This is a genomic window from Pseudomonas sp. YuFO20, from assembly GCF_035064975.1.
Lineage (GTDB): Bacteria > Pseudomonadota > Gammaproteobacteria > Pseudomonadales > Pseudomonadaceae > Aquipseudomonas > Aquipseudomonas putida_AE.
In genome coordinates, this window is record NZ_JAXDEO010000058.1 from 13,826 (window position 1) to 34,825 (window position 21,000).

The following is a 21,000-nucleotide window of genomic DNA, read 5'->3' on the forward strand; positions in this document are numbered from 1 at the left end:
CCCGCTATCGAAATAGCGGGCCGTTTCAGTCAATCGTCCATTCCTCGGCCGCTGAACAAGCGGCTGATCATTTCCATGGAATATCCCCGATACGCCAGGAACCTGCCTTGCTTGGCACGCTCCCGAGCGTCTATAGGCAAGTGCCCGGAGAATTTGCGCCGCCAGGTATCTTGCAACTGCTCCTGCCAGTCGATGCCGCTCTCGCGCAAGGCGAGTTCGATGTCGCTGCGTTGCAGGCCGCGCTGCCCCAACTCTTCACGAATGCGCAAGGGGCCATAGCCGGAACGGGCACGGTAGGAAACAAAGCTTTCAAGGTAGCGGGCTTCGGACAACAAGCCCTCTTCCGTCAACCGGTCGAGTGCTGTTTCGATCATTTCGGGGAGAGCGCCGCGCTGACGCAGTTTACGCGTCAGCTCGACTCGACCGTGCTCGCGTCGCGCGAGCAGGTCCATTGCGGTTCGCCGCACCGCGACGAGGGTATCGAGTACGGCGGTCATCGGATCAATCAGATATCAGCGTCAGCCAGATCGTCTTCGGTCTCTTTGACCGCAGAAGCCTTGGCGTCCGCTACCGAAGCCGGCGACAGCAGCTTGTCACGCAGTTGTTTCTCGAGCGTTGCGGCAATATCCGGGTTATCCGCCAGGTACTTGGCCGAGTTGGCTTTACCCTGGCCGATCTTGGTGCCGTTATAGGCATACCAGGCACCGGACTTTTCAACGAAACCGTGCAGCACACCCAGGTCGATCATCTCGCCATTGAGGTAGATGCCCTTGCCGTAAAGAATCTGGAACTCGGCCTGACGGAACGGCGAAGCCACCTTGTTCTTTACAACCTTGACGCGGGTCTCGCTACCGACGACTTCATCACCTTCTTTCACCGCACCCGTGCGGCGGATATCCAGACGAACCGAGGCGTAGAACTTCAGCGCGTTACCACCGGTAGTGGTTTCCGGGCTGCCGAACATCACGCCGATCTTCATGCGGATCTGGTTGATGAAGATCACCAGGCAGTTGGCGTTCTTGATGTTACCGGTGATTTTACGCAGCGCCTGGGACATCAGGCGGGCTTGCAGGCCCACGTGCATGTCACCCATCTCGCCTTCGATTTCAGCTTTTGGCACCAGCGCTGCCACGGAGTCGACGATGATCACGTCAACCGCATTGGAACGCACCAGCATGTCGGTGATTTCCAGGGCTTGCTCACCGGTGTCTGGCTGGGAAACCAGCAGGTCGTCGACGTTGACGCCCAGCTTGCCGGCGTACTCAGGGTCGAGGGCGTGCTCGGCATCGACGAAGGCGCAGGTCGCGCCGGCTTTCTGGGCCTGGGCGATCACGGACAAGGTCAGTGTGGTTTTACCGGAAGATTCAGGACCGTAGATTTCAACAATGCGGCCTTTTGGCAGACCGCCAATGCCCAAAGCGATGTCCAGACCCAGAGAGCCAGTGGAGATGGCCGGGATCGCCTGACGGTCCTGATCGCCCATACGCATTACGGCACCCTTGCCGAATTGACGTTCGATCTGACCCAGGGCCGCAGCCAAGGCTTTCTTCTTGTTGTCGTCCATTAAAGTCCTCACGTAATCAATAAGGCCTGACGGCCAACACCTGTATAAGTAGACAGTATTATTCCACAGCGTTTGCGGATCGCCTACCCCTGATTTGAGATTTCTCCCGCGGCATGGCGCAGCAGCCCCTCTAGCGCGGCCTTCACCGTTTGTCGGCGGACCTCGTCGCGGTTACCGGCGAAGTGCTGTACCTCGCTGAACACCTGGTCGTCGACGCCCCACGCCAGCCAAACGGTGCCCACCGGCTTGCTGGGAGAACCGCCGTCCGGCCCTGCCACCCCGCTGACCGCCACGGCAAAACGCGCACTGCTTTTTTTCTGTGCGCCACGGACCATGGCCTCGACCACCTCCCGACTGACCGCTCCCACCGTTGAAAACAGCTCGGTCGGGACATTCAGCTGAAGCGTCTTCTGGCGGTTGGAATAGGTGACATAACCGGCCTCGAACCACGCCGAGCTACCCGGTATCCGGGTAATCGCCTCGCTGATACCGCCGCCCGTACAGGACTCGGCGGCGGTGACGTGGGCGTTGAGAACCTGCAGACGCCTGCCAAGTTCAGCGGCCAGCTGAGTGATTTCTTTCACGGTCAACTCCTGATCGGACGGAATGAGGCTAACGTACACGAGCGAGTAGCGCTTGCAAGTGACGGACTATCAAGATGTGCGCGGGCAAGCGCTCTGACACAGGCCTCACGGGCTTGCAGGCGGGCATAACACGGCCTTTGCCCGTTCCCACAGTAGCAAACGATCCTGCAACCCGTTCAAGCCACCATTGATACGTCGGGTAATACGGTTGAACTCATCGCCGTCGGCCAGTTCATTGAGGCCGTTTCGCTCCCAGAACCAGGCCGCGGATTCGGCGGCCCACTGTGGCAGTTCCAACAGTTCGGGTTGTTGCAACAAGCGCTCATCAGCAAACAGCGCCCGACTGCACTGCAGATAATTGCTGCGACCGGTGACCTGGATCAGGCCACGACCCCGATAGCGTTGTCCGTCGCCGTCGGGCTCAGGAGAATTGCCCAGGCGCTCGGCCAAGTCCCCGGTATCGTATTTCTCGAAATACTTCTCGTTGCCCAACTCTCGCACATGCTGCAACTGCCCGGACTCGTGGCCGATTTGCGCCAGGAAGGCGGCGATGCGCCCGGGGGTACTGATATTACGGCGCGCCATGGCGTTATTGAGGACCAGGATGAACGCCCCTGCTTGAGTGCGGGCGCCTGGAAAAATCATGAGTAACTGTTGCTCGGTGAGGTGCATCGCTCGCTCCTTGATTGATGCATGAAATTCGCAAGGTGGGGCTGGGAGCGCCACACCCTGAGCACAAGATTACAGGCCTGCCCCACGTAAGCCTCGCTGGCAATTGTTGCGCCGTGTTGTGCCGTGCGATCTTTGCATCTGGCGAGAACGCTACTCGTATTTGACTGCGAAACGAGCGCTCCCTTCAGAAAGCACGATTATCTCAATCGAAATGGCTGGCGCCGGTGGCCTTTAGGAACTCGCGCTGATTAAGCCCATATTTACGGAATTGGGGGCGACTCACTTAGACAGGCCTATATAATTCATGGCTCTACATTCTCAACGATCGCTATGGGTTGGTAACTGCCCTTTGCAACAGACAACAATCGGCCAAAAGCGGCCTATCAACTTGGTACTCTCTAAGAAACCAGGATCTTTTCAGTCATCGTCGAAGGCAGTTTCTCACTGATCATTCTTCAACAATCAAACTGGCAACCCTTGAGCTAAATTTCAGCTTACCCTGCTCTTGGGTAACAAGAGGGGCGCCGAAAAGACGCCCTAATGTCTGCAAGCAATCCTGATCAACTATTGTCCATAAAGTGCTTCAGACAATGTGCTCAAAATGCTAAATGCCGAGTCAGTTGATCAGCCCGCGGTGACGGTCATACCGCCGTCGGCCATGACCACGGAGCCGACGATGAAGCTCGCGCGGTCCGAAGCGAGAAATGCCACAACTTCGGCGACCTCCTCAGGCTGCGCGGCACGACCAATGGGGGCGGCTTCGCCGTGCTGGGCCAAGAAGCCAGGGCCGTCATCAACCACGTCGTTGAGTATGTTGGTCACCACGTCGCCGACGCCGATGGCATTGACGCGAATGCCATGCCCAATCGCCTCGAGCGCCAGCGTGCGGGTCAACTGGGCCAATGCGCCTTTGGACGCGGTGTAAGCGGCAATGGTTGGGAATGCGAAATAGGATGCGTAAGAAGCGATGTTGACTATCGCTCCCGATTTATTAGGCATCATCGCCTTGACCGCTTCGCGGCAATGCAGGAAGGCGGCGGTGGCGTTGACCGCCTGGATGCGCTCCCAGTCTTCTCGGGTCATGTCTATGACTAACTTGTTGATGATGATCCCGGCGTTGTTCACCAGAATGTCCAGCCGACCGAACGTTTCGACGGCCAAACCCACTGCGCGCTCCGCGGCGCCGTCTTCGGTGATGTCGGCCACCAGCGGCACTAACCCAGGGCGGGCAAGTTCTTCGACGGCGCGATTGCGGTCTTCCGCAATGACCTTGGCGCCACGCGCGTGCAGCAACAGTGCGATAGCCTTGCCGATGCCACTTGCTGCGCCGGTGACCAGCGCGACTTTGCCGTCGACTTCGTTGGAAATGCTGTGATTGATCTCGGTCATGATGCTCTCCTGCCATGCGAGCCGACGAGATATTCGTCGGCTCAGCGCCCGTGAGGCGCTGTCGTTATCGACGGCTTTACTGTCTCGCAATGGGGAGAACCGGGCTTTCGCGGGATTGCCGCACCTGTCGGAGTTTTGCGCTAGCGATAAAGCTTTACGCGTCCGATACTGCCTTGGGTGCTGACCCGCCGGGCAACCATGCTCGAGTACGACGATGCTAAGTTACTCTATCAACGCCAGCCCCTGCCTGAGGGCTTTTCGATGGAGCCTCCTGTGCACCATCCTGATCATAAAGACCTGACACCGATCGATGCTCAGCGCATCACGGCCGAATCGATGCCGCATCATCTGCCGGGAACACCACGGGTGGTGCCCCTTCTCCCGCAGATGCAGGATGTGATGGTGCAGTTGTTCAGCCATCACAGCACCGTCGAGCCAATACTGGTGCCTGCCGTGGTGGAGCCTCTGCTGGTATTGGTCCTGGCAGGCATGGCCAGGGTCGAGGAACGCTCCCTTGGTGGGGAATGGAAAGCCGTCAAGGTGCAGGCTGGCGACTTCTTTCTCACCAACACAAGCGAGCCCTACGAAATGCGCTGGCAGACAACGGGGTGCGACACCTTCGAAGTGATGCATCTGTATCTCGGCCTTCCCCTGATCGACCGGGCTGCCCGTGATCTTCTGGGCGAGCACACCGCTGCGGTGACCTTCCTCGATATCTCCGGTGCCCAGGATGAGCGGGTGAATTTCATGTTGAATCAGTTGCGCTTCGAGTTGATCGAGGAGCGTAAGCCCAGCCTGTTGTTCGTTAACAGCCTGGCTCAGGCGCTGACCGTCCACCTGATACGCCGTTATCTCGATCCGCATAGCACTGTCCGTCGCGGCAACGCACTACAAGCGTACAAGCTGCGACGCGTCATCGATGCGATGAACGAGCACCTGGCCGATGACTTTCGCCTTGCGGATTTGGCTCATATCGCTGATTTGAGCGAGTATCACTTCAGCCGGATATTCAAGCGCGCCACGGGACTGTCGCCATCACAGTATTTCATTCGCCTGCGCATGAGTCGCGCCCGACATCTACTGCGCGAGACCGATCGCAGCATTATTGATGTTGGATTGGAAGTGGGTTACTCCAGCCCCAGCCATTTCTCCCAGGTTTTTCGTCGCGAGGTCGGTGTCACACCCAGCGCCTACCGCCAAGCGTGACATGTCCCGCGAGCTCTGCACCTTGAGGCGCTCATCCCGCTTGCGTATCCGCCTGCACACGAAAGTGGCCGCGCGTTATCAGCCCGTTGCGATTAGTGGATCTTGAGGTTCGTTGCCAGAAAATCCATGAAGGCTCTGACACGTGTGGGCAATTTTCCTCCTTGCCCTACGTAAACCGCATGCACCTCTGTCTTCGCGACGGGCATGAAACCCTCTAAAACCGAAACCAGTCGGCCATGCGCCAGATCTTGCTCAACCTGGCAAAACCCTACGCGGGCAAGGCCGAGCCCGAGGATTGCAAGTTCTCGTACTCCGTTGCCGTCACTGACCCGTGCGTTGCCGGTAACGGATACCGGGGTCAGTTGGCCGCCATCGCTCACGAAACTCCACTCCATCATCGGCTGACTGAAGGTGAACCCCAGACAGTTGTGGTCTGCAAGATCGGCTGGAATTTTTGGTGTGCCGCGTGCCGCAAGGTAGGCCGGTGATGCCACGATGAGGCCTCTCGACTCGCCCAAGCGCCTGGCCACGAGATTGGAGCTTTTGAGTGGGCCGCTGCGAATGGCCACGTCAGCTCGTGCGCTGATCAGGTCGACGACTTCGTCACTGAGGAAAACCTCCACCGATACGCCAGGGTGATGTTGCAGGAACGTCGACAATAGCGGTAGCAGGTACAAACGCCCGATATCGACGTTGCAGTTGACCCGCACTGTTCCCTGGGGGGCGGAGCTGGCTGCTGCTTCCTGCTCAGCTTCATCAAGCGCCGCCAGGATCGTCAGGCTGCGCTCATAGAATGCAGCGCCTTCAGGCGTGAGCAACTGTCGCCTTGTCGAGCGATTGAGCAAACGCGCTCCCAGGCGGTTTTCCAGCCTTGAGACCAGCTTGCTGACCGCTGATGGGGTCAGTGCACAGTTCTTGGCGGCAGCCGTATAGCCGCCGTCTTCAACGACCCTGACGAACACGTTCATTTCAGCGAAGCAGTTTATGTCCAGCCGTCTCATATGAATTCAAGTCACAAGTTGTATGCCCCAGACCCGGCTATATCTGCCGTGTTGCCACTCATACTCTAATCCAGAGGCTGAAAGACGGAGGTAAATTTCAGCAAATGACGTGCCACCACTTGGATACCAAGTCTGGAGGATGAGATGAACAGCGAGATAAAACTGGCCCTGATTCACAGTGGTGAGGATGAACAAGGTTCACAGCCTGCGCTGATGAAGTGGGCGACTGATGTGTTAGCGCAACGTGCAGAGTTCGAACCTTGGTTACTAGAACCCGCCAACTTCCTGGGCAGGTCTGACAATGCGGCAGTCGTACAGCGACGGGAAATTCTGCGCCAATTGGCCGAAGCTGATGCATTCCTGATCATTACCTCGGAACAGGGCAATGTTCATCACTGCGCGCTGAAGGCATTCATTGACCAGGTTTCGGATTGCTGGCACGCAAGGCCGGTGGCATTCATCGGTTATGGCGGAGTATCGGGTGGACTGTGCGCGATCAGTCAGCTTCGCCAGATCCTGGCCGGACAGCACGCGGTACCCATCTGCAATTTCGTGTCTTTCCCTGATCCCTGGGGGCTAACCGTGGGGGCTGAGGCAATATTTCAGACTGATCAAGCCAGGCTTTCAATGGCTCGAATGCTGGTACAGCTCAATTGGTGGGCTAGAGCCCTGAAAGCTGCCCGGGAACAAATGCGCTATGAACGGGTGGGGTAAGCGGCGGAAGTCGCCGCTGCAGAAATGGGCAAGGGTTACGCAGTATTCGACTAACGCAAACATGTTGCTCGTACGTAACCTTGTTTCGACGCCCGCTTCCTGGGCAAACGGCAGAGGAAACCGATCATGTTGAACATCAAGGACAAAGTCATCGCAATCACCGGCGCAAGCAGCGGTATTGGTGAGGCTACTGCGCGACTGCTGGCTAGCCAGGGCGCAAAAGTGCTGCTCGGTGCTCGTCGTACCGACCGACTTGAAATCATTGCTGGCGAGATCAATGCCTCCGGCGGCAAGGCGGAATTTCGTGCGCTGGACGTCACCGACCGAAAGGATGTCCAGGACTTCATCGCCTTCGCCGTTACCCGGTTCGATCGGGTCGATGTGCTAGTGAACAACGCGGGTGTGATGCCTCTTTCCAAACTCGAGGCACTCAAGGTGGATGAGTGGGACCGTATGATTGACGTGAACATTCGCGGAGTTCTGCACGGTATCGCCGCTACGTTGCCGCTTATGCAGCGCCAACGGGCCGGGCAGATCATCAATATAGCGTCTATTGGTGCCTATGCAGTAAGTCCGACTGCGGCCGTTTACTGCGCCACCAAGTACGCTGTCCGGGCCATCTCGGAAGGCCTTCGCCAAGAGGTTGGAGGCGACATTCGGGTTACGGTCATCGCGCCGGGTGTCACCGAGTCCGAGTTGGCCGACAGCATCTCTGACGAGGGCGGTCGCGCAGAAATGAAGGCGTTTCGCAAAATCGCGATTTCGGCCGACGCCATAGCACGAGCGATTGCCTATGCCGTGGAACAACCTGCGGATGTGGATGTAAGCGAACTGATCGTTCGGCCCACGGCGAGCCCTTTCTAACGGAATGTGCAATTGCCACGCAGGCCTCGCTGCCTGGCGCTCCAGCTCGTTAATTTGACTGGCTTCAATACCGAATGCCATGGGAGGCGATCAGCGTATTAACCCTATCAAGGAGCAACGATATGACTGGTTCTTCAAGCGATCAAAACAAGTATGTCGGTATGTGGGTTACCGTGGATGGCCGCATACGTCATGAGCTGCTTACCGGTGGCCGCTATGCCGAGTACCGTGGCGATAAGAAATGTGCCTACCAGGGAAGCTACTGGCTCGAAGGAAACCGTATCGAGTATGTGGACGACACAGGCTTCACCGCCGACGGTGAGTTCCGTGACGGGGTTCTCTATCACGCCGGGATGGTTCTCTATGTGGAAGAGGAAAATACTTGATATTCAGTGCTGGCAACTAACAACGGAATGGCGGCAACAGTGGTCGGGACGGGGCTGCTTTTGGCAAATTTCTGCCTATCGCCACTGTCAGCTTTGGGTCGATCTCTGCCCTTCCTGCAAGGCAAGAATCGGCCCGGAAGCGGACGTTCGACTGATCAGATCAAGGTGGCTAAGCTGGCGCCTTTTCCAACGACAGGGACGAACGCATGACAGAGGTCTACCAGGGAAGCTGTCTTTGCACAGCAATCAGTTATCAGCTACTGACTACGCCCAAGGCAGTGAGTCATTGTCACTGTAGTCTATGCCGTAAAGGTCACGGTGCAGCATTCGCTTCGTATGGTAGCGTGCCCCGTAGCGCGTTACGGATACTCAACGGCGCTGGGCAAATCACTAGGTATTCTTCTTCAGAATCGGTGCTGCGCGAGTTCTGCGCGCAGTGTGGTTCAACTTTGTTCTGGTCACGCTCACAAGGTGAATTTTCCGATTGGGTTTCGATAGCACTGGGCACACTCGACACCCCCTTCACGCCTCAGAAGCAAAAACACGTTTATGTCGCCTCCAGAGTTCACTGGTATACGCCACCCAGCTCATCGCCTCAGATCGATTGACCGCAATCGGGCCATAAGCGGTCGGTCGTGACTGTCTGCTGTTGGTAGATTACTTCCATCGTCGTTACGAAGTTTTTTGGAGCGGACGACCAGGTTGAAGTTGGTTCACTACAGCCATCACCAGATCTTCCATAGACCAAGGTTTGTGCAGGTACGTCGTTGAGGTGGGAACAGTTGAGGCATCGTAGCGATGGACGGCCATTTCGTCTTCACCAACGCGACAAATTCGGCGCCTTGCAGTTGACCTGGCAAACCATGATCCGCGATCACGAGCGGACAATCATTCGGCCTGCTCAGCAAGTAAATCAACGCGTCATCGGCGGTTTCAAATGCCAAGGAGTGGAGACCAATCTCGACCAAAATTTCGACCATCAACATGCGAAGTATTGGGCCATCCTCGACAACGACCCCCGTCCAGATACGGGTGAGAAAACTAACGATCAGAAGGCCGCGAACAAACGTCTCTTAATTGAGAGAAACAAACGACACCTATAAGTTGATCGTGGCCATCTCAGTTGCCAGCGATTCTGCCATTATCGATCTCCTCGGCAGCGCCAGTTTTATGGCCCGGATCACTATTTGGCTAGTACCACCGTGCCCGTCGCTTGGTGCGCTGCCATTTCAGAACGAAGCTCACCAATCAAATTTGCGATGGCCCGGCTGGACGTCAGTTCGCTGGTCGTAACCGCAGTGACCAGGAGATCGACCCGCCCAGAGGTCGAATCGAATACCTTGATCATCAAAGATCCGTCCGGATTGGCTGAGCATGTGCAGGAGAGAGGCTGGAATCCACATTCAATAATGTGGCGAAGCTCTAGTGTGGAGATCATGACTCGCGTCCCTTGGGTCGGATGAATGGAATCTAGCTCATTAATATTAGCTGCTGATCCTCGGTATGGGAGGCTGGAGTCATATCTCGTTGCATCTCTCCCCAGTGATCGCGACGGGTCGATTGCAGCCGTTCCTGACCGACCGATATTGGCAGTAGCAATCACTCCGAACCATCAGTGTCGGTTGCACCCTCTCAGCATCTAACTAAAAGCCTTTCTAGCGCTCTTCCTGCCTTTCTAACCAGCGTCCATAAAGTTTGGGGAAATTTTCGCGCACCCAATACACAAAGGCCTCGACCTGCGGTGCCAGGTGCGAGCGGCTGGGGTATAGCACCGATACGGGTCTTGGATGCGGACGATAGGCACGCAACACCTCAACCAATGTGCCGTCGGTTAGAAAACGGTCCAGTGTAATGCCTGGAGCCTGAAGTATGCCGAACCCCGCGACGCCACATTCAACATAGGCGTTTGACTCGTTGACTGTGATGCCCTGGCGACTGATGTGGGAATGCTCGCGCCCTCCATCCATAAATTGCCAAGCCAGCGGGCGCTGGTTCTGCCCGGAGAGAAAGATCACGCCGCGATGAGCACTTAGATCCTCCAAGGTTTTGGGCTCGCCGTGTTCCTTTAGGTATCGCGGCGCTGCGCAGGTGACCATGGTTGCCATACCGATACGACGAGCGACGAGGCTTGAACTTGGTAACTCGCCAATTCGCAGCGCACAGTCAATACCTTCCGCGACCAGATCGACGGTCCTATCGGTGACCCCCAAGGCCAGATCGATTGCAGGATAGAGGGCTGAAAACGCTCGCAAGCTCTCGATCAACCCAGGCTGCGAAAACGCGGTAGGGATGTCAACCCGTAGTCGACCACGCAAGGTTGAACCAGGAGACGAGAACATTGCCGTCGCATCCGCAACCTCACCGAGAATCGTTGCAACTCGCTCATGGAATTGCTCTCCTTCTGATGTGAGTCTGACCGTACGGGTCGTGCGCTGGAACAGTCGAACGCCAAGCGAGGCTTCCAATTCCTGTATCGCGCGGGTTACTTGCGGGCGGCTGAGCTGCATGGCATCCGCCGCACGAGTAAAGCTGCCAAGTTCAGCCAATCGGGCAAAAACTTGCATGGACTGGAGCAGTTCCATTACGTCTTCTCTCTTAGCATTTTTGTTGTCTAATTCTAGCAACCGCTAAGTCTTATTATTGCCTGATTTAATAACAATGCTTTGCCTGCCTGGGCATTTATTGAACAGCTTGGCAGGGGAAGAATGTCGCCAGTAGGTCACCCTCACTGGAGATAGACAAATGAAAGCATGGCTTTTGAACGATTTCGGTCTCGATAACCTGACACTCGGCGAAACAGTTACGCCCTCCCCCAAGGCCGGCGAGTTACTGGTAAAAATCGGCGCGGTTTCCTTGAATTTTCGCGACAAGGCCATCGTCGATGGCTTCTACGAACCACATCTGGTACCCAAGCCACTGATCCCGGTCAGCGATGCATCGGGCACTGTCGTCGCCGTGGGCGAACGCGTAAGCCGATTCAAAGTGGGGGACCGCGTCAACTCGCACCTCTACTCGCGATGGATTGATGGTGAGCCAGGGCCGGACGAGCCTGCCTACTGCTTCGGCATGCCGCTGCCAGGTGGCCTGGCTGAATACATGATCATTCACGAAGAAAGCGCTGTTCGTGCGCCAGACAACATGTCCGACGAAGAGGCTTCGACACTGCCGATTGCGGCGCTGACAGCTTGGTATTCGCTGGTCGACTACGGTCAGATCCAGCCGGGCCAGACCGTTCTGGTACAGGGCACCGGCGGCGTATCGATTTTCGCTGTGCAACTGGCAACCGCGCTTGGCGCCAAGGTGATCGTTACGTCCAGCAGCGACGCCAATCTTGATACGGTGAAAAAGCTTGGCGCAGTCGCCGGCGTAAATTATCGGACCTTCCCGCGCTGGGAAGAGGAAATACTGAAACTCACCGACGGCAAAGGCGTGGACCTGCTTTTGGATGTGGCCGGTGGGGAAGGCTTGAACCAATCCATCCTAGCAACTAAGACCGCCGGCAAGATCGCACAAATCGGCTTTCTGACTGGTCAGACCACAACGCTGAGCCTGATGCCGTTGATTTTCCGCCAAACAACTATCCGCGGCATCGCAGTGGCGCCTCGCTCGTCGTTTGATCGCATGAACGAATTCCTGAACGAACACGCGATTCGCCCAGTGATCGATCAGACCTATTCATTCGAAGACGCCCACAAGGCCTTCGAGCACCTGGCCCGAGGCGCCTTCGGAAAAGTGGTTATCAACGTTTCCTAACCCTTGAATTAAGCGATTTGGCGGTGACTCAATATGTCGCCTCAGCACTTCACTCAGCCGGACCGACCACGGCGCTCACCTATCTCATCTCGGACGGCTAGGATCTGATGCTGGTCGACGCGATTTAACCATATCCTGGCATGCCCATAGCCGTCCTCCGCGAAGGGCAGCTATGGGTCCAGGCTGTGTGAAAACACCTGCAATTGTCTAATCTTCTGATCGTTGAGATCGTAGCGGGGGCGATCATGAAGCGATTTATTGAAGGTGAGGCTCGGACGCAAGTCACCTTGCTGCCGGAGTGTCTGGACGATTACGTAGCCGAAGAAAATCCAGTGCGCGTGGTCGATGTTTTCGTCGATGAACTCGACCTGGGCGCACTTGGTTTTGAAGGCGTCGATCCTGCCGCAACTGGTCGTCCGGCCTATCACCCAGCGGTGTTGCTGAAGATCTATATCTACGGCTATCTCAATCGAATTCAGTCCAGCCGCCGGCTGAGCGTGAGGCCGAGCGCAACGTCGAGTTGATGTGGCTAGCGGGGCGTTTGGCTACAACGTACAAACAGCTGTCGACGACAAACACCATCTGATCATTGCCCATGAGGTGACCAACGTTGGTAATGATCGTGGGCAACTGAGCAATATGGCGAACCAGGCGCGTGAAGGAATCGAGGCTGATCGCTAACGGTGGTGGCCGACCGAGGCTATTACAAAGGTCTGGAAATCCTTGCTTGCGAGCAAGCCGGCATCACTACCTTCGTACCGAAACCCCTCACATCTGGCAGCAAAGCCGAAGGCCGATTTGGTAAGCAGGACTTCATCTACCTTGCTGCATCGGACGAGTATCGATGCCCTGCGGGACAGTTACTGACCCGGCGGCATTCTTCGGTGGAAGACGGCATGCTTCTGCACTGTTATTGGTTCTCGGGCTGCCAGTCCTGCGCAATGCAGAAGCAGTGTACGACCGGTAAGGAGCGCCGGGTAAAGCGCTGGGAACATGAAGCCGTAGTCGATGCGATGCAGGTACGGCTGGAAAATGATCCAACGATGATGAGGCGTCGCCGACAGACCGTTGAACAGCCTTTTGGAACGCTCAAATACTGGATGGGAAGTACCCACTTTCTGACTAAAACCCTGCCGAAAGTGAGCACCGAGATGAGCCTTCATGTGCTCGCCTACAACCTCAAGCGAATGATGAGCATCTTTGGCATCTTGGGATTGCTTGAAGCGATCAGGGCGTGATCATGCCGCTGGATCGTCGGTAAGTGGCTGTTGGGACCGCTGACGCGCCCCCCACAGCCATATGAGCGCCGATGTTGGCCGCGCAGACCAATCTTTACTTCCTATTATCAACTTCGCAGGCAATCCAAAAGAAAATCTCAGCGCTGAACATATCAAGTGTGTTTTCACACAGCCTGGACCCATAGCGGTCATCCCACTGAAGTCGCCATGCTGGTTCGATGCCTATGTGTAGTCGAACAGCACCAACGCGGCGGACGGGCTCTCAAGGGTGGTGGAGCTTGTACTCCTGGCTCAAACCGCCATAGCCGTAGGCGCTGGCGCGGCAGTCGATCACATGTATGTTTGAGTGCGGGTGTACATTTCCTATTTCTTTGGCCAGCAACTCGAAAGCCTCATGCTGATAGCGCGCTTTCTGGGCCTTGGTATTGCTTTCATCCGTGATGGTGACCTCCAGACGGAACGAGTTGCGTCCTTGTTCGGCCAGTGAAAGGTTATCGATGAACCAAAGTTCATGAGGCAGGAACTGCACCATCACCAGTGTCTGTTCCGGTCGCTTTTCCAGTACTTCACAGGTCAAGGCGGTGAGTTTGGGGACGATGCTATGGACCAGTTCAAGGTTCGGATCGCCAGAAATCTTGAGTGTAATACCGGGCATGTTGAACTCCTTTTCGGGCAATGAATGTCAAGCGAAGAGTAAGAAGTTGCGTTGATGCTGAAAAGCCGGAAGATATGCATTCATCTATCGGAAAAACGGCAGGATCAACATGCGCCCCTTTGACCTGGATCTCTTGCGTTCCTTCACCGTTGCCATGGCTTCCGGCAGTCTTTCGGAGGCCGCGCCGCACCTGTGCCGGTCGCAATCAGCGTTGAGCGAACAATTACGCAAGCTGGAAGCATTCACCGGTGTAACGCTGCTGGAGCGGGGCAAAAAGGGTGTCCGCCCTACGCCCGCGGGGGAGCGATTGATGGTGCATGCACGAGAACTGTTGGCCATGAGTGATCGCGCTCTTGAAGACGTACGCGGAGTGACGTTTGCCGGCGAATTGAGATTGGCGATCACCGACTACTTCTTGCCCGTTTCGATTGCTGAGTTGTTGAAGCAACTGCGCCTGAGATATCCACGCCTTCGACTGCATGTGTCGGTGCGAAAGAGTATGCAGATAGAGAGCGGTGCAGATGCAGGCGACTTCGATATCGGCCTTTCAATGCGCATACTTGATGGCCGCAGCCTTCCCGAGGGCATCCCGGTACGTCGGGAAGCATTGCATTGGGTATCAGCCATGGGGTCTGAGCCGAGGAACGAAGAAGATGGCGCGTTGCCACTATTGGTGCTACCGCAGGGATGCAGTCTCCAACGTCTTACCCGAGAGACGCTGGACGCACATAAGGTGCCTTATGTGATTGCCCATTCCGCGTCCGGAGTAGCAGGGCTGCAATCAGCACTGATGGCGGGGCTGGGCGTCGCTTGCCTGAATGCCTCGGCTGTGCCGGTGGGCGCAGAGATTTGCCGGCCAGCCTTTCCGTTACCGGCTTTGCCCGACGTTGAGTTCAGCCTGTTGCCTGCGCGTAATGGCGAGTCTGATTTGGTCGGTGCTGTCCGGGAAATGCTTGCCAGCAAATTTGGAGGATGAGTGACAAATCCCTGAAGTGAAAACGCCGGGTTTTGGACGCAATGGGGGGCACAGTGAAGAGGCTGCTTTTGGCCGATTCTGTTGAAAAAGTCGGTTATGGTTTCCACGGCAGAAAAATACGCGCTTGAGATTGAAATCTTTACGATGAGCAGAGAATTCCGGGATCAGATTTCGCGTAGCGCCGCGCAAAAAAGACTCTTTCTGGAGTCAGTGTGCAGGCGGTTTGGACAAACTGACTTTTTCAACAGAATCGGCCAGGAGAAGGATGTTCGAGTTTATGTCCACCCGGGGCATCGCGTTAGTAACTGTTATTGGACTTGAGACAAAATCAATGAAGTTGCCGTTGCCTTTGAAGTTCCCTCTTCAACCAGGTGCTTGCTGGTTCCACGCCTCCTGAACATCGCACCTCATAGGCGCGGCCACTCATACTGCTTTTAGTGGCAGCAAGATCGATGAAATCTTCTGCGCTGTTCACCATGTTCCTGCCTTCGAGATAATTCAGCTTCTGCTCCAGATGCGCCCGAGCGCGGGGTCCTGAGTATTCGCTTCCGTTGCGCACAAACTTGCACTCACTGTGTGAGACAAAGTCCAGCAAGCCGTTTATCTCTTGAGTGGCTTGAGGTGTAGCTGGAACCTGCCCATTGGTGACAGTTGCGATGACGCTGATACCCGCCGCCATCATCAGGTGGCTGATAAGCCGCACTGTCCTCCCCGACCACATCCGCATGATTCATCCTGGTCTTGAAAGTGATTAGCTACAACATTTTCTCCAGCCCGATCGTGCTGCTGAGCCACGAATTGAAGCGTCGCCACCAACTCCCCGGTTCCCTGGTCAACGTATGCTGTTTGCCGTCATCCTCGGTGACCCAGACCAGCTGATTCTTTTCCAACAGGACATGATAACTGAGCGTGGGGGCCATACCCTCCAGGGCCAGTTCGCGCACCCGCCCGGCGAGTTGCTGATTATCCACCAACACCCCGACTTCGGTGTTCCACAATAATGAGCGAGAGTCGAAATTGAACGAGCCAATGAACGCTTTCTGCTGGTCGAAAACCATCGCCTTGGTATGCAGGCTGGAGTCGGAACTGTTGGAGGATCCGCTGTGAAACAGGCGCGGTCCACTGTCGCTGTCGCCATTGTCGCCGGACTGGCGGCGTAATTCGAACAACTGCACACCATGCTCCAGCAAGGTTTGGCGATAAGGGGCGTAACCACCGTGCGCGGCGGGCACATCGGTGGCTTCCAGGGAGTTGGTCAGCAAGTTGATCGACACGCCGGCGTCGGCACGACCGGTTAAGAACACTACCCCCGGTCGACCGGGCACCATGTAGGCCGAAACCATGATCAGCTCCTGGGTGACCCCGTCAAGCTCGGGTGCCAACTGGGTGGTCAACAGCAAGTGCGGAGCGGGCTCGCCTTCCGACAAGACCTTGCTCGGTGCATCCCACAGCGCTTTATTCCAGGCCCAGATCAACTCCTGGCGCCAGGCATCCAGGCGTGGGTGAGTGGTGTAGCTCATCAATTGCTGGTAGAGCGCATGATTCTGCTTGCGCGTTTCCTCCAGGGATTCGTCCAGTCGGGTCCGGAGATTTATCAGGTCCCTGGTCGTCGGCTGGGTCGAGAGAAACTGCTCGATCGGCTTGCTCAAGGCACTGTTCCAGTACTGGTCAAAACCATGTCCCAACTGTTCTGCAACCGGGCCGACACTGAGCATGTCGATGTCGGTGAAATTCTTGTTGGGCTCGGCATCGAAATACTCGTCCCCCAGATTGCGCCCTCCGACGATGGCCACGCTGTTGTCCGCCAGCCACAATTTGTTGTGCATGCGTCTGTGTTGCTGCGACAGGTTGAACAACCGACCCATCGTACGCGTCACGACGGTGCTGCGACCCAGGTGCAGCGGATTGAACACGCGGATCTGAATCTGCGGATGTGCAGCCAGCGTCGCGATAATTCGCTCCAGGTCATCGCTGGTGGTGTCATCGAGCAGAATCCTCACGCGGACTCCGCGGTCCGCGGCGTCGAGCAGCTCGCTAACCAGTATCCTCGTACTGATGCCGTCGTGGACGATGTAGTACTGCAAGTCGAGGCTGCTTTGGGCGCTGCGAATCAGCTCGGCGCGGGCGGTGAAAGCCTCGGCACTGTCCGATAGCAGGCGAAAGCCCGATTGGCCTTGATGGGGGGCTACCTGGGCCTGGATGGAACGACCGAACGCCGAATCGCTCGCTGGCAAGGCCTGACTGGGTTGGTGAGGGACATTGGGTGTCGTGCAACCACCAGACAGCAAGGTGAGCAACAGGAGAGCAAGCCGGGGCTGTTCGATTCTCACGGAGCGTACTCCGAGTGGTGGCGATCAGGGATGCCGAATCCCGAAGAATAGCCAGTTGCTTCCCATCAGCTTTCTGGTCGTATTGACCTTGTGCACTGTTTCTTCGATCTGCGGGGTTGTTTTTGGAGCGTAGTTGATCCGCCTGCAATTACGGAATTTGCCCAAGACGAAAAACATATTGCCGACAGCAATCGGCAAGAAAAAAAACAACTGCCAAAGGTGATGAAAATGACATCGCGATTCATTTTCGAATCCTCCCTTTAGACGCGTCCCTTCCGACTTGGCGGTTGATCACCAGGTCTTGCGTTTCGAAAAGTGGGGCCAAGGGGTGTAGTTAAAGGCATCATAGCGCCCACCAGAGGAAAATGACGAGCAGCTTGATGGCATCCTGCCCAGAAAACAGATGCTAAAATGCCCCATTTTTGCCCCAGCCATTTTGATGAATCCGCCTAACCACTGATGAATAAAGCAATTTCAGATTTGTCCTCGCACACGCCGATGATGCAGCAGTACTGGCGCCTGAAGAACCAGCACCCTGACCAGTTGATGTTCTACCGCATGGGCGACTTCTACGAGATCTTCTATGAAGACGCGAAGAAGGCCGCCAAGCTGCTCGACATCACCCTGACCGCTCGCGGGCAGTCGGCTGGCCAGGCGATTCCGATGTGCGGTATTCCTTACCACGCGGCGGAAGGTTATCTGGCGAAACTGGTGAAGCTCGGCGAATCCGTGGTGATCTGCGAGCAGGTCGGCGACCCGGCCACCAGCAAAGGCCCGGTGGATCGTCAGGTGGTGCGGATCATCACCCCTGGCACGGTGAGCGACGAAGCGCTGCTCGATGAGCGCCGGGACAACCTGATCGCCGCTGTCCTGGGCGATGAGCGCCTGTTCGGCCTGGCGGTGCTGGACATCACCAGCGGCAACTTCAGCGTGCTGGAAATCAAAGGCTGGGAAAACCTGCTGGCGGAACTGGAGCGAGTGAATCCGGTAGAGTTACTGATCCCGGATGACTGGCCCAAGGATCTGCCGGCCGAGAAGCGTCGTGGCGTGCGCCGCCGTGCACCCTGGGATTTCGAGCGTGACTCGGCACTGAAAAGTCTGTGCCAGCAATTCTCGACCCAGGACCTGAAAGGCTTCGGTTGCGAAAATCTTACCCTGGCCATCGGTGCCGCCGGCTGCCTGCTGGCCTATGCGAAGGAAACCCAGCGCACCGCCCTGCCGCACTTGCGCAGCCTGCGCCACGAGCGCCTGGACGATACCGTCGTGCTGGACGGCGCGAGCCGGCGCAACCTGGAACTGGACACCAACCTGGCCGGTGGTCGCGACAACACCCTGCAATCGGTGGTCGATCGTTGCCAGACCGCCATGGGCAGCCGCCTGTTGACCCGCTGGCTGAATCGTCCGCTGCGCGACTTGAACGTGTTGCTGGCGCGCCAGACCTCGATCACCTGCCTGCTGGACGGCTACCGTTTCGAAAAGCTGCAACCGCAGCTCAAGGAAATCGGCGACATCGAGCGCATTCTTGCCCGGATCGGCTTGCGCAATGCCCGTCCACGGGACCTTGCTCGCCTGCGTGACGCCCTCGGCGCGCTGCCGCAACTGCAAGTGGCAATGACCGAGCTGGAAGCGCCGCACCTCAACCAACTGGCAACCACCACCAGCACCTACCCGGAACTGGCAGCACTGCTGGAAAAAGCCATCATCGACAATCCGCCCGCGGTGATCCGTGACGGCGGCGTGTTGAAAACCGGTTACGACAGCGAACTCGATGAACTGCAATCGCTCAGCGAGAACGCCGGACAGTTCCTGATCGACCTCGAAGCCCGGGAAAAAGCCCGTACTGGTTTGTCTCACCTGAAAGTCGGCTACAACCGCATCCACGGCTACTTCATCGAACTGCCGAGCAAGCAGGCCGAGTCCGCCCCCGCCGATTACATCCGCCGCCAGACCCTCAAAGGTGCCGAGCGTTTCATTACACCGGAACTGAAGGCATTCGAAGACAAGGCACTGTCAGCCAAGAGCCGTGCCCTGGCGCGCGAGAAGATGCTCTACGAAGCGCTGCTCGAAGACCTGATCGCCCAGTTGCCACCGCTGCAGGACACGGCGGCGGCACTGGCCGAGCTTGACGTGCTGAGCAACCTGGCCGAACGCGCGCTGAACCTCGACCTGAACTGCCCGCGTTTTGTCAGCGAGCCGTGCATGCGCATCAACCAGGGCCGCCACCCAGTGGTTGAACAGGTTTTGACCACCCCGTTCGTGGCCAACGACCTGAGCCTCGACGACAATACCCGCATGCTGGTGATCACCGGTCCGAACATGGGCGGTAAGTCCACCTATATGCGCCAGACGGCGTTGATCGTACTGCTGGCGCACATCGGCAGTTTCGTCCCGGCAGCCAGCTGTGAGCTGTCCCTGGTCGACCGGATTTTCACCCGGATCGGCTCCAGCGATGACCTGGCCGGCGGCCGTTCGACCTTCATGGTCGAGATGAGCGAAACCGCCAACATCCTGCACAACGCCACCGAACGCAGCCTGGTGCTGATGGACGAAGTCGGGCGCGGCACCAGTACCTTCGACGGCCTGTCCCTGGCGTGGGCGGCGGCGGAACGCCTGGCGCACCTGCGGGCCTACACGCTGTTCGCCACCCACTACTTTGAGCTGACGGTGTTGCCGGAAGCCCAGCCGCTCGTGGCCAACGTGCACCTCAATGCCACTGAGCACAACGAACGCATCGTGTTCCTGCACCATGTACTGCCAGGGCCGGCCAGCCAGAGCTATGGCCTGGCGGTCGCGCAGTTGGCCGGCGTGCCGAACGAGGTGATCCTGCGTGCCCGTGAACACTTGAGCCGCCTGGAAGACACCGCCCTGCCCCATGAAGCGCCTGCGCCGACCAAAGGCAAACCGGCCACTCCGCAGCAGAGCGACATGTTCGCCAGCCTGCCACATCCGGTGCTGGACGAACTGGCCAAACTCGATCTGGACAACATGACACCACGTCGCGCACTCGAAATGCTCTATACACTAAAGACACGGGTCTAACGCACTGGCTTGCAAGCTGTTAGAATCTCGCGCGGTTTGGGATGCTGCTGGCTTTTAGCCTGGCCTGCAGACTATCGCTCCCAAACCTTGCGACCCCTACGTGAAGGGGCGCAGCAAGCCGCGCCTGAGGAGAAAATTAGAAATGACCTTCGTCGTCACCGACAACTGCATCAAGTGCAAGTACACCGACTGCGTAGAAGTCTGTCCGGTGGACTGCTTTTACGAAGGCCCGAATTTCCTGGTGATTCACCCGGATGAGTGCATCGACTGCGCACTGTGCGAACCTGAATGCCCGGCTGTGGCCATCTTCTCCGAAGATGAAGTACCTGCAGGCATGGAAAACTTCATCCAGCTGAACGTTGAGCTGGCTGAAATCTGGCCGAACATTACCGAACGCAAAGATCCATTGCCCGACTCTGCGGAGTGGGATGGCAAGCCAGGCAAGATCGAACACCTCGAACGCTGATTACCCCCGCGTTCCGGAAAAAGGCCCCACAAGGGCCTAATGCCGATCAGTTAAGCCATCTCGCTTGACCTTTGGCCGCAAGAAATCAAAATCCGATGCCTGAACTGGCATCGGATTTTTTTATGCGTCTCGCTCGGGCACTGGAACTGACCCACAACTTCGC

Annotated in this window: 20 protein-coding genes and 1 pseudogene; 10 read left to right on the forward strand and 11 right to left on the reverse strand. The window is 57.0% G+C overall.

Annotation, left to right across the window (positions count from 1 at the left end; genetic code table 11):
- Positions 1 to 29: 29 nt before the first annotated feature.
- The 5 genes from recX to SOP85_RS25680 all read right to left on the reverse strand — a co-directional run bounded on the left by recX (position 30) and on the right by SOP85_RS25680 (position 4,209).
- On the reverse strand, positions 30 to 497 hold the full coding sequence (recX, locus tag SOP85_RS25660) for a recombination regulator RecX (protein WP_274073310.1): 468 nt from the start codon (positions 495 to 497) through the stop codon (positions 30 to 32).
- 8 nt (positions 498 to 505) lie between these two features.
- Positions 506 to 1,564, reverse strand: coding sequence for a recombinase RecA (gene recA / locus SOP85_RS25665; RefSeq protein WP_008060630.1), 1,059 nt, complete (start codon positions 1,562 to 1,564; stop codon positions 506 to 508).
- A gap of 83 nt (positions 1,565 to 1,647) precedes the next feature.
- Positions 1,648 to 2,148, reverse strand: coding sequence for a CinA family protein (locus tag SOP85_RS25670; protein WP_274073309.1), 501 nt, complete (start codon positions 2,146 to 2,148; stop codon positions 1,648 to 1,650).
- A 105-nt stretch (positions 2,149 to 2,253) separates the two neighbouring features.
- Positions 2,254 to 2,820 carry a glycoside hydrolase family 19 protein gene (locus tag SOP85_RS25675; RefSeq protein WP_323628653.1) on the reverse strand — a complete coding sequence of 189 codons (567 nt, stop codon included), beginning with the start codon at positions 2,818 to 2,820 and terminating at the stop codon, positions 2,254 to 2,256.
- A gap of 624 nt (positions 2,821 to 3,444) precedes the next feature.
- Positions 3,445 to 4,209: an SDR family NAD(P)-dependent oxidoreductase gene (locus SOP85_RS25680; RefSeq protein WP_323607279.1), complete on the reverse strand. Its 765-nt coding sequence runs from the start codon at positions 4,207 to 4,209 to the stop codon at positions 3,445 to 3,447.
- Between the two features lie 261 nt (positions 4,210 to 4,470).
- Between SOP85_RS25680 and SOP85_RS25685 the strand changes: the two genes are divergently transcribed.
- A complete protein-coding gene (locus tag SOP85_RS25685; RefSeq protein WP_323607297.1) occupies positions 4,471 to 5,415 on the forward strand; it encodes a helix-turn-helix domain-containing protein in 945 nt (314 codons plus the stop codon).
- Positions 5,416 to 5,507: 92 nt separating this feature from the next.
- On the opposite strand, the gene SOP85_RS25690 is transcribed toward SOP85_RS25685, so the two are convergent.
- Positions 5,508 to 6,416, reverse strand: coding sequence for a LysR family transcriptional regulator (locus SOP85_RS25690; RefSeq protein WP_323628654.1), 909 nt, complete (start codon positions 6,414 to 6,416; stop codon positions 5,508 to 5,510).
- 144 nt (positions 6,417 to 6,560) lie between these two features.
- Between SOP85_RS25690 and SOP85_RS25695 the strand changes: the two genes are divergently transcribed.
- From SOP85_RS25695 to SOP85_RS25710, 4 genes are all read left to right on the forward strand, one after another.
- Positions 6,561 to 7,130: an NAD(P)H-dependent oxidoreductase gene (locus SOP85_RS25695; protein ID WP_323607281.1), complete on the forward strand. Its 570-nt coding sequence runs from the start codon at positions 6,561 to 6,563 to the stop codon at positions 7,128 to 7,130.
- Between the two features lie 126 nt (positions 7,131 to 7,256).
- Positions 7,257 to 7,994, forward strand: a complete 738-nt coding sequence (locus SOP85_RS25700; RefSeq protein ID WP_323607282.1) for an SDR family oxidoreductase — start codon at positions 7,257 to 7,259, stop codon at positions 7,992 to 7,994.
- 122 nt (positions 7,995 to 8,116) lie between these two features.
- The gene (locus SOP85_RS25705) at positions 8,117 to 8,380 is read left to right on the forward strand and encodes an Atu4866 domain-containing protein (RefSeq protein WP_323628655.1); all 264 of its coding nucleotides are present in this window, start codon (positions 8,117 to 8,119) and stop codon (positions 8,378 to 8,380) included.
- Positions 8,381 to 8,586: 206 nt separating this feature from the next.
- Positions 8,587 to 8,988: a GFA family protein gene (locus SOP85_RS25710; protein WP_323628656.1), complete on the forward strand. Its 402-nt coding sequence runs from the start codon at positions 8,587 to 8,589 to the stop codon at positions 8,986 to 8,988.
- 575 nt (positions 8,989 to 9,563) lie between these two features.
- Here SOP85_RS25710 and SOP85_RS25715 read toward each other — a convergent pair.
- Positions 9,564 to 9,818, reverse strand: coding sequence for a DUF1652 domain-containing protein (locus SOP85_RS25715; protein ID WP_323628657.1), 255 nt, complete (start codon positions 9,816 to 9,818; stop codon positions 9,564 to 9,566).
- A gap of 217 nt (positions 9,819 to 10,035) precedes the next feature.
- A complete protein-coding gene (locus tag SOP85_RS25720; protein WP_323628658.1) occupies positions 10,036 to 10,962 on the reverse strand; it encodes a LysR family transcriptional regulator in 927 nt (308 codons plus the stop codon).
- A gap of 160 nt (positions 10,963 to 11,122) precedes the next feature.
- Here SOP85_RS25720 and SOP85_RS25725 point away from each other — a divergent pair, with 160 nt between their 5' ends.
- Both SOP85_RS25725 and SOP85_RS25730 read left to right on the forward strand, forming a co-directional pair.
- Complete coding sequence (locus SOP85_RS25725; protein WP_323628659.1) at positions 11,123 to 12,133, forward strand: zinc-dependent alcohol dehydrogenase family protein; 1,011 nt, start codon at positions 11,123 to 11,125, stop codon at positions 12,131 to 12,133.
- A gap of 245 nt (positions 12,134 to 12,378) precedes the next feature.
- Positions 12,379 to 13,371: pseudogene (locus SOP85_RS25730) on the forward strand (transposase).
- Between the two features lie 262 nt (positions 13,372 to 13,633).
- On the opposite strand, the gene SOP85_RS25735 reads toward SOP85_RS25730, so the two are convergent.
- Positions 13,634 to 14,026, reverse strand: a complete 393-nt coding sequence (locus tag SOP85_RS25735) for a tautomerase family protein (RefSeq protein WP_323628660.1) — start codon at positions 14,024 to 14,026, stop codon at positions 13,634 to 13,636.
- Positions 14,027 to 14,135: 109 nt separating this feature from the next.
- Here SOP85_RS25735 and SOP85_RS25740 point away from each other — a divergent pair, with 109 nt between their 5' ends.
- On the forward strand, positions 14,136 to 15,002 hold the full coding sequence (locus tag SOP85_RS25740; protein WP_323628661.1) for a LysR family transcriptional regulator: 867 nt from the start codon (positions 14,136 to 14,138) through the stop codon (positions 15,000 to 15,002).
- A 328-nt stretch (positions 15,003 to 15,330) separates the two neighbouring features.
- On the opposite strand, the gene SOP85_RS25745 is transcribed toward SOP85_RS25740, so the two are convergent.
- Together SOP85_RS25745 and SOP85_RS25750 are read right to left on the reverse strand one after the other, a co-directional pair.
- Complete coding sequence (locus SOP85_RS25745; protein ID WP_274073303.1) at positions 15,331 to 15,729, reverse strand: DUF5329 domain-containing protein; 399 nt, start codon at positions 15,727 to 15,729, stop codon at positions 15,331 to 15,333.
- A gap of 28 nt (positions 15,730 to 15,757) precedes the next feature.
- Positions 15,758 to 17,332, reverse strand: a complete 1,575-nt coding sequence (locus SOP85_RS25750) for a phospholipase D family protein (protein ID WP_323628662.1) — start codon at positions 17,330 to 17,332, stop codon at positions 15,758 to 15,760.
- 471 nt (positions 17,333 to 17,803) lie between these two features.
- Here SOP85_RS25750 and mutS point away from each other — a divergent pair, with 471 nt between their 5' ends.
- Both mutS and fdxA read left to right on the forward strand, forming a co-directional pair.
- On the forward strand, positions 17,804 to 20,371 hold the full coding sequence (gene mutS, locus SOP85_RS25755) for a DNA mismatch repair protein MutS (RefSeq protein WP_323628663.1): 2,568 nt from the start codon (positions 17,804 to 17,806) through the stop codon (positions 20,369 to 20,371).
- 142 nt (positions 20,372 to 20,513) lie between these two features.
- Positions 20,514 to 20,837: a ferredoxin FdxA gene (fdxA, locus tag SOP85_RS25760; protein WP_274073301.1), complete on the forward strand. Its 324-nt coding sequence runs from the start codon at positions 20,514 to 20,516 to the stop codon at positions 20,835 to 20,837.
- Positions 20,838 to 21,000 lie beyond the last annotated feature (163 nt).